Source organism: Acidicapsa ligni, assembly GCF_025685655.1.
In the GTDB taxonomy this organism is placed as follows: Bacteria; Acidobacteriota; Terriglobia; order Terriglobales; family Acidobacteriaceae; genus Acidicapsa; species Acidicapsa ligni.
Map to the genome: position 1 here is coordinate 209,949 of NZ_JAGSYG010000001.1, position 12,591 is coordinate 222,539.

The 12,591-nt window shown below is 55.9% G+C and carries 5 protein-coding genes and 1 tRNA gene; 2 read left to right on the forward strand and 4 right to left on the reverse strand.

Annotation, left to right across the window (positions count from 1 at the left end; translation table 11 throughout):
* Nucleotides 1-21: 21 nt before the first annotated feature.
* A complete protein-coding gene (locus OHL19_RS00835; RefSeq protein ID WP_263355683.1) occupies nucleotides 22-3,564 on the reverse strand; it encodes a TonB-dependent receptor in 3,543 nt (1,180 codons plus the stop codon).
* An 881-nt stretch (nucleotides 3,565-4,445) separates the two neighbouring features.
* Between OHL19_RS00835 and OHL19_RS00840 the strand changes: the two genes are divergently transcribed.
* On the forward strand, nucleotides 4,446-5,510 hold the full coding sequence (locus OHL19_RS00840; protein ID WP_263355684.1) for a LacI family DNA-binding transcriptional regulator: 1,065 nt from the start codon (nucleotides 4,446-4,448) through the stop codon (nucleotides 5,508-5,510).
* 297 nt (nucleotides 5,511-5,807) lie between these two features.
* Nucleotides 5,808-5,883, forward strand: a tRNA-Ile gene (locus tag OHL19_RS00845).
* Nucleotides 5,884-6,027: 144 nt separating this feature from the next.
* On the opposite strand, the gene OHL19_RS00850 is transcribed toward OHL19_RS00845, so the two are convergent.
* From OHL19_RS00850 to OHL19_RS00860, 3 genes are all read right to left on the reverse strand, one after another.
* On the reverse strand, nucleotides 6,028-7,104 hold the full coding sequence (locus OHL19_RS00850; RefSeq protein ID WP_263355685.1) for a LacI family DNA-binding transcriptional regulator: 1,077 nt from the start codon (nucleotides 7,102-7,104) through the stop codon (nucleotides 6,028-6,030).
* Between the two features lie 298 nt (nucleotides 7,105-7,402).
* The gene (locus tag OHL19_RS00855; RefSeq protein ID WP_263355686.1) at nucleotides 7,403-8,764 is read right to left on the reverse strand and encodes an alkaline phosphatase family protein; all 1,362 of its coding nucleotides are present in this window, start codon (nucleotides 8,762-8,764) and stop codon (nucleotides 7,403-7,405) included.
* Between the two features lie 160 nt (nucleotides 8,765-8,924).
* A complete protein-coding gene (locus OHL19_RS00860; protein ID WP_263355687.1) occupies nucleotides 8,925-12,449 on the reverse strand; it encodes a TonB-dependent receptor domain-containing protein in 3,525 nt (1,174 codons plus the stop codon).
* Nucleotides 12,450-12,591 lie beyond the last annotated feature (142 nt).

The window sequence follows — 12,591 nt, forward strand, 5'->3', positions numbered from 1 at the left end:
CATCTGTTCAATGAATGAAGGTTAGAACGTGACGCGCGCTCCGAGCTGTACGTTACGCCCGCCAACCGTGGTGCCTGAAATCTGGTTGGTAGGAACCTGTACAGGTGCGCCGTCGGCTCCCTGGACCGTTTTGTACCACGTGTAGGGTTGACCGACCTTTTGAATGGTATTGCCCTTGTCGTCGGTCACCAGGTTCACTCCTCCTCCTGGAGGCGAGAAGCTGGCGTGATTGAAGGCGTTGGATGCATCGGCACGAATCTGGATCTTGATTCCTTCCCAGGGTAGAGAGAAGGTCTTGCTACCAGACAGATTGACCTGGTTGATTCCAGGGCCGTAGACGCTGTTTCTGCGCGAATCGCCGAATTGGCCGGGAGCAGCAAGCGAGAAGGCCGCGGGGTTAAACCACTCGTTGACGCAACCTGTGTTCACCACGGCGCCACTGAAGGTTGTGATGTTGACATTCGATCCAACTTCGCAACGTGTTGAGCGATGCTGCGGCTTGATGTTTACGCCAGGAACGCGGTTCGGGAACATCGATCCGGCGAGTTGATAGTTGGCCTGCGTTCCGAATACGGTGAATGGATTACCGCTGGAAAGGAGGATGGTGCTGGAGATCTGCCAACCGCCAATCGCTTCATCCAGCAAGGCATTGCGGTTCAGGAATTTCTTTCCTTTGCCGAATGGGAGCTGATAGACAACGTAACCCTTGAAGGAGTTGCGAATATCAAAGTTGGAGTTGCTGTAGTTTGAGGACGGATTGTTGGCAATCTGCCAGTTCTGCGGTCCTCCCCTGCTTCCCCAGCCGGAAGAGTCCTGATCATCCAGGAAGTGCGACCAGACGTAGTTGAAGCTCATGCTCAATCCAGAGCTCAAACGCCTTGTGACCGAGGCCTGCAACGAGTTGTAGTTGGAGATTCCGTTGTTGGTGCTGCCGCTGATTCCCTGGAACTGAGGGAAAGGACGGGAAGCAGTATCGTTCGACGAGAACTTATCCAACGGAACTGCGTTGAGATCGGTTGGGTAGCTGAGGTTGAATCCGTGGCTGGCCACATACGCAATTTCGGTGACCATGTTCGGGCCAAACTCATGCTGCATGGCAAAGTTCCACTGATAAATCTTGGGAACCGGGGTGTGGAACTCGTTGTAACCTGGCCCTGACTGACCGTTATACCGTGCCGGATCGGTAGTGGATGCGGTATAAGGCAGCGGGGTGTTGGTTCCAAAGATTGTGCCGGGACCATCCAGCTTGACGACAGGAGTGATGCCGTTCGTCTGATCTGAAATGCTGCCGGAGTTGGCGAATGACGCTCCCATTCCCGAGCCATAGGTATCGAGGCTCCAGTTATAGGAGTAGAGTCCGAAGCCACCACGGAAGGTAGTGCTGGGGCTCTCAAGCCATGAGAAGCCTACGCGGGGAAGGAAAGTGTTGAAGACGTTCGCCTGGAGCGACTCGCGGCCATTGGCATGCGTGCTGCCAAACCAGTATGCGCCCTGAGTTCCAGTTGCCGGATTTGCAAGATTTGGATCGAAGGCGGTTTCGTTGCCATGGATTTCATTCCAGCCATGGTTGATCTGATAGCGCAGGCCGAGGTTCACGGTGAGAGTTGGGCTAACCTTCCAGTCATCCTGGATGAAGACCTGTGGGCTCTTCAGACGTGCGCCATATTCTGGCGAGACATTTGCAGACCAGCTCTGGGCCAGACCGAGCAAAAGATCGGCATATTCCAGACCCGTTCCCGATACGGCGCAAGCTACGCCGGGTGTGGCCGAACCGCAGATTGCCTGATCCGTCGTCCATTGCTGGGTGTACTGACCGGAGAATGCCATGGTTCCGGCGTTGGTGTTGCCCCAGTTGGTAGCGTCATCCCGGTAGATCAGGAACTCGCCGCCGAAGTGGAGGATATGCTTTCCGCGGATCATCGTTACTACATCCGACGGATCGAAGACGTGTTCTTTGTAGACCGCGTTGATGCTGGGCTCAATCCAGGCATAAGGATAGGTGTTCGTGAACTGGATTGCAGGGATGTCATCGGCCTTGGCGAACTGCCATCCGAGTTGAGCTGCATAGCCGTGGCCCAGCGCCAGATCATTGAAGAAGCTGGCCTGCCAGGTGTATCCCATGCGGGCTTCGTTGATCGTCCGCGAGCTGATGTTCCATACGTCGGTGACTTGCGAGTTGTTGTTGTCTACGTCGCCTGCCTGGCATCCGATGGGGCATGCTGTGACAGAGTTCGGATAGATAACCGGCGTGTCGCTTTGCGTATCGGACATGGTGATGCGGTTGTTCGGAGTGACGTCATAGTCGAGGCGTCCGAAGAACTTTCTATACGGAGTGGACTGCGGAATGCTGGAGAAGAAGTTGTTCTGGGTTTCTCCGTCGGCGCCGACGCTTCCTGGAATGAACTTTCCGCCTGCAATGTGATTGGCAGGGGTCGGGTAAAACTGCTGGAACTTCGTGGCTACGCTATCCAACAGTCCAGAGGGAAGCGCGTTCGCGCCGTTCTCTTCCTGAAAGGACTTTCTTACTGGATAGGGATTGCCTTTAGAGTCGATCGCAATGGTCTGCGTGGTGGGATCGAAGATTGGCCGTTCGTTGGCGAAAACGCCCTGCATTTCAGCGGCGGACGGAATGGAGTTTGTTCCATTGCTGGCCGAGCCGTGATTGACGATCTGGTCGTAGTCGAAATAGAAGAACATCTTCTTCTTCAGGATTGGACCGCCGACGGATGCGCCAAAGTTGTTGTAGCGCAGGAAGGGAACGTTCGGGTCATTGAGGAACCCAAACTGGGCCGCGTTCAATGCGTTGTTTTGCAGGTAGTCGTAGCCGGACCCGTGAAACTGGCTGGAGCCGCCCTTGCTGATCTGGTTGATGATCATGCCGCCGACGCCATACTGCGCCGAGAAGGACGACAGAGAGACCTGAAGCTCCGACACCGTCTCGAAGATTGCCGGATTTGCATTCTGGCTCATCGAGAGAGTGGTGGAGGCGCCGTCCGCGAGGACGTTGCTGTAGGGCAGGTTACCGTTGGACGATACGACCTGGCCGGGGTTGGATGAGCCGTTGGAGCTGCCTGGAGTACCTGCGGTACCGGGCAACAGGATCATGAAGTTTTCCCAGTCCTGTGTGACCTGGGGCAACTGCGCCATCGACTTCGAATCCAGGGTCGCGGTCTGGTCACCGGACTCGGTTTGCAGTAGCGGCACGTCAGTTGTGACGACTACCTGATCCTTGGTCGATCCGACCTTGAGCTTGGCATTGACGGTCGTGTTGCCGACCTGCAGGGTGATGGGTCCACGGACGAGGCTCTCGAAGCCATCCTTGATGAAGGTGAGCTTGTAGCTTCCGGCCACGATCGAGGAGGTATCGAAGAGACCGTCCTGATTGGTGACAAAGTCTTTGGAAACGCCAGTATCGACATCGAGTACAGTCACCGTGACGCCAGGGATGAGTGCCCCTGTTGCGTCGGTCACGCTACCACGGATGTCTCCGGAGTTTGTGCTCTGCGCCAGACCGATGCCGGTCATAAGCAAACAGAACATCATGAAACGTAATGCATTTCGCACGTATTGCCCCCTAATTGTGACAAAACCACTTATGTTGCCAGCCTCCGCCTGCGTCGACGGAAGTCCAGGACTAATTGACTACCTTCGAAGTTTTAACCACCCCATCGAAGTCTTGCTTAGCCTTCTTTGCCATGGGCGGTGATCTGTCCAATGCAAGTGAAAGCAAACGTTCGTCTGCGCGGGTAATCCAAGGAAACAGAGCATCTTCGACCTAATCGATATGCTTCCCCGGCCGTTGACGATTCAATTGTCTTTTAGTGCTTAGACAAACGATAGTCTTCGTGTTCCGGCAGGGAACTTTAGATTGCCGAAGTGAATTAAATCTCCGCCACTGGACTGTTGTCAAGGCCAAACTTTCGGTTGAGATTTCCCTAGACAATCGTTCGCCTTGTTAAGGCTGCGCGAACCGCGCTCTCCGGTTGATTCTGACGGTTTCAAAATATCCTTGATGACCGGACCCATAATTTCAACGCAAACGATTTATCAGCGTATGTTTATTCTTTCTACGGTTGCGGGATCTGCCTGCGCGGCGACGATCCGACCCTGCAATTCTCTCTGCTACCGGGCACGAATGGCAAACGGGTGGCAAGCGGGGGTGGCAGCCGGGATGCCGGGTGCGCCGCCGATTTATAGCGGCCAACGTTACCGATGTGTTGTCTGCTGGTTCCTCCAGCGTTAAGTCTGCCGAGCGAAGGGCTTGATTGCTGCGTTAGTTTGGTAGAGTGGATGCTAACCAATGAAGCCATGCAGTGAACCGTGTTCAACATGGATGCTACAGCTCGGCTTGTGTAGACAGTTCTGCATCAGAATCACTCAAAAACAGAGACTATTGGAATACGCGCCACCTAATACGGGGATGCGGGGGTAAGTGAGATTGCAAGATGGATAATCCCACAGGTAATGAAGGCCAGAAGCAGCCTGCGAAAGCAGTAAGCTATGCCCCTGTGAGCCTGAAGCAACTGGCGGCGCACCTTGGCCTGAATCCAGCAACCGTGTCGGTCGTCTTGAATGATGTTCCGGGCAGGTCGATTCCCCAGGTGACTCGGGATCGCATCAAGGCTGCTGCCAAGCAGTTGAATTATCAGCCGAGCCTGCTGGCGCGGTCGCTGCGCAATCGACGCACCCTGACGGTGGGTATTCTTGTGCCGGAGCTGGGCGATGGATATCACACCGAGGTGATGAGCGGCATTGGCGATCAGTTGATGAATGCGGGTTATTTCTATTTCACAGCTCACCATCGGCATCGCAAGGACCTGGTTGAGGATTACGCGAGGATGCTGGTGGGGCGAGGCGCGCAGGGCATCCTGGCGATTGATACGCTGCTGGAGCATCCCATCTCAGTGCCAGTAGTGGCCGTGGCGGGTCATCGGCATATTGATGGGGTTACGAATGTGGTGCTGGATCATGCGCGCGCCGCTGAGTTGACGTTGAAGCATCTTTACTCGCTGGGTCATCGCGAGATTGCATTCATGCGCGGCCAGCCATTCAGCTCGGACTCGGATGCGCGATGGCAAAGCACGGTACATGCGGCAGAAAAGCTTGGCTTGCAGATTCGACCAGAGCTTGTCGTCAGCCTGGATCGCGATCTTACATCGCCTGAGTTGGGATATCCGGTGGTGCAGCAACTGCTTGCGAGCAGGCATCCGTTTACGGCGCTGGTGGCTTTCAACGATATCTCGGCGATGGGGGCGACGCGCGCGCTGCAGGACTTTAACCTGCGGGTACCGGCGGATGTTTCGGTCGTTGGCTTTGACGATATTCGCGCGTCGGCTTATTCGCTGCCTCGGCTTACGACGATTCGTCAGCCGCTGGCGGAGATTGGGCGGATTGCGACTCAATGCCTGCTCAATCGTATTCACGGAACGGCTACTTCTCGCGACGAGATTGCGGTGGAGCCGGAGCTGGTGGTTCGCGAATCTACTGGGCCTGTTCGGTCTGGGGTGTAATGGGGTTGATGGGTTAGGGGATGTGGTAGGGAAAGCGGATTCCCTTCTGGGATGATGGGCAGAAGGGCAACTGCTGACAGCAAGGGCAAAAGCAAAAACAGATTCCCTTCGGGAATGACAGCCAGAACGGCAAGGGCAACTGCACCACAACAGCAACGGCAACCGCAACGGCTGGGTTGGGGTTAAAGATTGGGTGAGTTTTGCGAACTGCCCTACTGGCCAGAGGATGCTGACCTTGTGCCGATGCATTTACAATCGTAAAACTGAGCGTTTCGTTGGCATTTCATGCCACTGCAGGGGCCTGTAGCTCAACGGTTAGAGCAGGGGACTCATAATCCCTTGGTTGGGGGTTCAAATCCCTCCGGGCCCACCACTCTTTATGTATGTCATCGAAGTGGCGCTGATCGAAGTGAACAGCTTCGATGCAGATCACATAGAACGCAACATTGAATGCATGTTGGGTTGCAAACCTGTTGAGGCCTCGAAGTAGTTTTTTGTCCCGAGCGACGCTGGCTTTCTATGCGCGATAGGCGGTTGTGGATTCGCGAATGACCAGTTCTGCCTGGACAATATTTGTCTGCACCTTGGCGGACGGCACGCTGGTCTTGCTTTTGATTTGCCCGAGCAGATTTTCGACGGCGATGGCTCCCATTTGTTCGAGTGGCTGGCGCATTGTGGTGAGAGCCGGGCGAACCAGTTGGGCCAGGTAAATGTCATCAAAGCCGACTACGGAGCAGTCACGCGGTATTGTCCAATGATGGCGATCGAAGGCGCGGAATGCTCCGATGGCGGAGAGATCGTCGAAGGTCAGAAGCGCTGTGAATGGCTGCTTCTGGTTGATGAGCATGGTTGTCAGGCGATCCGCTTCGCCGACAATTGAGGCGAAGGCTGAGAGAGGATTCATCTCCGGGCATAGCTTTGGGTCGAGTTCGAGACCGACCGTTCGGGCGAAGTTTTGCATGCCGCGCCACCTATCCCAGCTATCGATATGGTCGCTGGGGCCGCGCAGAACGCCGATCTTTCTGTGGCCTAGTTCATAGAGGCAGGCGAGGGCTTTGGCGCCGCCATCGACGTTATCGACTACCACGTAGGAGATGTCTTCGATGGGCGGTGTGGCACCGACCATGACGAATGCTCCCCGTTTGAGATCCTGAAAGAGATTGACGTTTACCGAAGGCCAGTTGACGATGACGATGATGCCTTCTACACGGCGTTCGGTGAGTAATCGCCAGTAGCGCTGGACGAGATCCGGTTCGTTTTGGGTGCTCACCATCAGGGGCAGATATTCCGTATTCATCAGCGAGCTTTGGATTCCATGAAGCAGGCGAGTGCAGTACGGGTCCTCAATGTCGAAGACCATTACGCCGATCATCTGGCTTTGGCGGGCTTTGAGGCTTCTGGCGACGAAATCGGGTGTGTAGCCGAGCCGGGCTGCTGCCATTTCCACGCGGCTTTTTGTTTCCGGGGAGAGGCGCTGCGCGAGGCTGGCGCGGTTCAGGATGAGGGAGACCGTCGAGATTGAGACACCGGTCTCTTCGGCGATATCGCGAAGAGTTACTCTACGGGGTTCTTCCATTCCGGGAGACTTGGTCATCAATGTATGTCCATTCCATCGAGGTGCGCTCGGCTGCTATCTGGGTGCGTCTTTTAAAGATATGTTTTCCGGGGCGAATCCGTTAGTCGTAAAAACCGGGTCGTAAGAATTGTTCTGAGTGAACAGTTTACCGTTGGTGAATTGCGCCGGATGTCCAGAGATGTCCAGATTTGTTCGTCTGATGTTTTCGTCTCGCGCCTTCTGAACTTTTAGAGACTTGGGGCCTGGCGACACGCGGTATCTGTCTGTTGCGTGTCGTCCATGCCCCTGTTGCTGCGGTGATGAATTCAGGCTGGTGTCAGGGGCGAGGATCGCTCAGAATTTCCTGCAGTGGGTGTCCGGTTACTGCTTTCATTTCTAATCCGAGCAGGGCGGAAATTGTTGGGGCGATATCCAGGTTGGAGATGTGATCGAGATGGGTGCCGGGCCGTATGCCTCGTCCCCATGCGAAGAAGACGGATTGCATTTGCGGATCGCTGTTCAGATACCCATGGGTGCCAGCCTCTGACTTATCATTTTCGCCGCCTTGTGTGCCTCCGCTAAAAACATAACCGGGTTTAGCGGATAGGAGGAGATCAGGTGCCTGATCGCTCTGCTCCCGGGTTGGCAGGCCAAGACCAGCGAACTCTTGCTGCTGATATACGCGGTCTACTCCTTCGACTCCGCTAAAGAGCGTTGTCAGCTTTGGAATCAACTCTGCGCGGCGGGCGGGGTCATTCACATACACCATTGCTGAGCCGCCATCGGGGACAATCCATGTACCCCAGATTGGTTTGCCGTTCTCGTCCTTCACAAATCCTTCCCGGCGCAGAATCGCGTTGGCGTAAATGTTATGGCTTATCTTGCGGAAACCATGATCTGAGACGACGAGGATGGTGGTTTGTTGCGCTAAGCCAGCACTCTGAATCGCGGTGACGATTTCTTTGACTCGATCATCGAGAAATGCCATGGTTTCGAGGCTTGCATTTCCCATCGGGCCATACTCGTGATTGAGATCATCCAGCGAGAGGAGATGAAAGAGCATGAGATTTGGTTTGTAGCGCTTGAGTATTTCTACGGCTGCATCTGTTCGTATTTCGTCTTGCCAGGCTGGGCTGCTGTCGTCAAAGTTTGCGAGCTGAGCTGGGGTGACAACTCCGGCCTGAATCAAATGTCCCTCGATCAGGCCCTTTGGGTCCGGCTCTTCGGGAAACTGCCAGGTGATGGTCTTTGCGCCGTAAATGGCGACCCAATCTACCTGTGCGGTGGTGAGCCCGGCCTTGTAGGCAACGTCGTAAACTGTCGGCGCATGCACGAGAAGATCTTTATCGCGCCACGGCTCAACGGTCATGGAGCCATCGGCCGGGTTGCGGGTGAGCAGTCCGTTGAACAAGACCTGGTGCTGGGATGCGTTGACGCCGGTCACCATAGCCGTGTGATTGGGCCAGGTCACGGTCGGGTTGATGGGTTGCATGGATGTTGCGACCGCGCCTTCGCGGGCTAACTTGCGCAGGGTTGGAATTGGGAGGCGAGGATCATCCAGCGCGTAGGCGGGAAAGCCATCGAGACTGATCACGACGACCATGCGCTGCTTGTGGGGAGCGGCATTTGCGGGGATAAAGGAAGATGCCAGAAGCAGGGATGCTGCGATCCATCGTGGCAATAGTTTCGATCGTTTCATGAGAGCTTTGGGTCCTTTCAGAGAGCCGCGGCGGATGCTTCTATGTATCCAGGTGATAGAGGAATGCTCCCTTGCCGTGAATTGCTTTCATGGCAAGGGAGCGTAATCCATATTGCGTACGAAGCGCCTCCGTCTGTCTGGAGATAGATGGCGCCTGGAGTTAGAAGAGCAGTTTTAAGGAAAGCTGCATGATCCTGGGTGAGTTTGCGGTGTTCACCAGCCCAAACGTGCTGTCGTTGAAATTGCCGTCTGGCGCACCAAACTGGGCGTGGTTGAGGGCGTTGAAGAGTTCGGCGCGAAACTCCAGATTGATTCCTTCTTTGATGGCGGTGTCTTTCAGGAGCGCGGTATCCCAGTTGTTGATTCCTGGACCACCAAAAAATCTCCGGCTTGAGGTGCCTAACTGACCCAGAGTCTCCGGCGAGAAGAGGGCTGTGTTGAAGTAAGGCTTTCCGCTTCGGGGGTTGCTGAAATGGAGCGATCCCGGCGTGTAGTTTGGGCGGTCGAGGGGAACGGAGATTGCACCCGCGGAGCCGGTTCCCAGTAGCGAACGATCGTCGATCTCATACAGGGTTACTGGCTGGCCGGTTGCAAATCTTGTGATGCCGGTCCACTTCCAGCCTTTCGTCAGCCGGCTCGGTCCGGGGATCAGGTAGAAGGGCAGGTCGTAGTTGTAGCTGACAACGAAGTTATGGGTTGCGTTGAAGGCGGAGAGAGCGTTCTGTTCCGGGTTGAGGATATTGATCTGTTCGCCGTAGCCGGAGGCGTTATCCAATGACTTGGAGTAGGTGTAGCCTGCCAGATATTCCAGATGGGGAAGGCGTTGCTGCAGGCTTAGTTGCAGCGAGTTGTAGTTGGACTTTCCATTGGTCATGAATAAGCCGTCGCTGCCGAAGTTCTCACCAAAGGGCGCACGGGTGCCGTTGATTGTGCCTCCTGCGACTGGGGAATACACGCCGTTTTCTCCGTTGGGTCCGCATGTCGACGTGCCTGGTATGACCTGGCCGGGCTGGCTGACACTGAGACAGAGAGCGGGGTTGCCGGGGTTGGCTTCAACCGAGGAGAGTAGGTGGTGTCCCTGTGCTCCTACGTAGCTCATGGTGAAGACCATCGATGCGCTGAGCTGCCGCTGGAGGGACAATTCATATTGCTCGGTGTAGGGCAGGACGTTCTTGTACCAGAAACCGGGTGAGGTACCGATGGGTAGATAGTTGGCCCAGTTGATGGAAGTATCCGGATGACTGCGGGATGAGTTTGCTGGCGGTGGCGGCGATGGGAAGCGTTGGCCTTCCACGTTGCCGGTGCCACGATCCACGAATGGGGTTACGAATTCCGGAGGAACGGGACTTCCGTAGTAGTTGCCGAAGGGAGCGTCGCCGACGGCATTGAAGTTGGTCGCACCCTCGAAGCTGCTGTAAAACCGGCCCCAGGCGGCACGGATGCTGCTTTTGCCCGGCTCTCCGGTCAGCTTTTTCAGAAAACCACCGGCGGCAGATGGGGAGTAGGCTAATCCGACACGAGGCGCGAGGTTGTTGTATCGCGTGGGTGCGAGGGTGCTGGGGATTCCTGGGTCGCCGGGGAAGACCCAGCCGACGGGTGCTCCGGGGAAGACTTGCGACTGCAGTCCGGGCACCAGGGTTTCCAACTCGTTATGCAACTCGGACCAGGGCCTGCTTACATCCCAGCGCAGCCCATAATTCAGAGTCAGGTTGGACATGGCGTGCCAACTGTCCTGGGCGAACAGTCCAAAGGATCGCGATCTGCCGTAGGAGGGATATATCTGCGATTGCGAGTAGGAAGTCGGAGCCCCGATGAGGAAGTCCGCGAAATCGACGCCGGTTTCTCCACCGTCGAAACCGAAGCTTCCATTGGAGCCGAGATTGTATTCGGCTAACTGGTTGTAGTGGAATTGTCCGCCGAAGGTGAGTGTGTGGGCGCGAATGATTTTGCTGAAATTGTCGCTTACCTGGGCGGTGTTTTCGGTAATTCCCAGGGGGCCTCCGGAGGCTCCGAAGGAGAACGCGTTGAAATCCATGTTGGGGATGCGTGCGTATTGAGGAATGGACGGTGAGATGCCGAGAGTATTGGCGCCTTCAGCAAAGCCCAGGCTTCCGGGGGTGACGACTCCTCCGCCTGTGGGGATGTGAATCTCGTACTTGAGGCGGGTAAAACCAAAGTGCGCTTCGTTGATGGTGCTGTTGCCGAGGGTCTTTGTATCCCCGATATTCACGACCTGCGAGCGTCCGGTGAAGTTATCTCCGAAGCCGGGCAGCAACAGGTTCGGAACGGACTCAAGGTATTGATCGAAGAAGTAGTAACCGGTAATCAGGCCCAGCCGGGAGTTGAAGTCGATGCGGCCGCTGCCCTTGTCATCGCTGAGCCGCTCGGGACCGCTGCCGGGAGTAAAAAAGCTGTTCCCTGTTCCGTCGACGGTATTCGCGGGCGGCACATACGCCAGGAGGTTTCTGGAGGGTACGGTAATGACGCTCGCTGGAATTTGAGCACCGGGGAAGACGCATTGCGCTGAGGAGCAGCCGGCGAAGTAATAGGGCTCTCCCTGCGAGACGGTATAGCCAAGGCTATTTGAGAGCTGCTGCGCCCAGAAGGATCCGCGCACGGTGCCGGATAACACAGAGGCGAGGGCTGGAGCAGAAAAGTTGCCCTGCCGCTCGGCATCAGATGGCACGGGGATTCTGCCCAGGGCGCTTTGCCCGATGATGACCCGATCACCCTGGTAATCGCCGAAGAAGAAGAGCTTGTCGTGCTTGATCGGTCCGCCTATGGTGCCGCCGAATTGATTTTCTTTGTGGTCATCGCGGGTGGTGGCGAAATAGTTTTTCGCATCGAACGCGGCGTTTCTGAGGAACTCGAAGACGCTTCCGTGGAAGGTGTTGGTGCCGGACTTGGTGATGACGTTGATCTGGCCGCCGGAATAGTTTCCGTACTCGGCGTCGAAGTTGTTTGTGAGGATGCGAAACTCGGCGATGGAGTCCAGATTTGGAATGATTCCGGCTCCGGAGAATGCGAATTCTTCGACGGTGGTTCCGTTGAGCAGGAAGCCATTTGAGGCTTCGCGCTGACCGTTCACTGATTGATTTCCGGCATTCAGAGAGCCGGAAACGGGGGTGATGGTGAAGCCGGTTGCGCTGAACGCGCCTCCCTGGCCACCGGCAAAACCGGACGAGGTCGGGGATACTCCGGGCTGGAGGGCCAGGAGATCGGTATAGCTGCGCGAAACCAGCGGCATGGCGGTCATGGTTTTTCCGCTGATGACCTCGCCCATCTGCGTGCTTACTGTTTCGGCATGTACAGCATCTGCGGTGACGGTGACTTGCTCTGCATCGCTGCCGACTTGCAGGGTTATATCGACTTGCAGCACATCGTTGACGGTGAGCAGCAATCCAGACCGAACGGCAGCCTTGAATCCGGCCGTGCTCGCTTCAACGTCGTAGGTTCCGATCGCCAGGGCGTGAAAGGAATACAGTCCTCGGGCATCGGTTTTAATTGTCAGCTTAACGCCGGTTTCTTCGTTTGTAGCGGTGACCTGGACGCCAGGGACGACGCGACCGTTTGCGTCTCGTATCAGACCCAGGATCGTACCTTGAGTCGACTGAGCGCGACTCGAAGCGCAGAAAACCAGCGCCAGGGCAATCAGGGAAAAGACAACCATCATTTTTTTGTACATTTCACCATCCTTGATTCAGTGGTCTTAAAAAATTTGCCCGTGAACGCACGTCGATGCTTAGGCCTGTTCAGCTCATTCGCTGGGCGCGGGATCATAGCGGATCATTTTTTTTGTGTCTGCAGTAGCCGGTTTGTGCCTGCAG

Bases quoted from the DNA above. Each gene is read 5' to 3' on its own strand.
- OHL19_RS00840 (WP_263355684.1), top strand. From the start codon at position 4,446: ATGGATAATCCCACAGGTAATGAAGGCCAGAAGCAGCCTGCGAAAGCA.
- OHL19_RS00850 (WP_263355685.1), bottom strand. From the start codon at position 7,104: ATGACCAAGTCTCCCGGAATGGAAGAACCCCGTAGAGTAACTCTTCGC.
- OHL19_RS00855 (WP_263355686.1), bottom strand. From the start codon at position 8,764: ATGAAACGATCGAAACTATTGCCACGATGGATCGCAGCATCCCTGCTT.
- OHL19_RS00860 (WP_263355687.1), bottom strand. From the start codon at position 12,449: ATGTACAAAAAAATGATGGTTGTCTTTTCCCTGATTGCCCTGGCGCTG.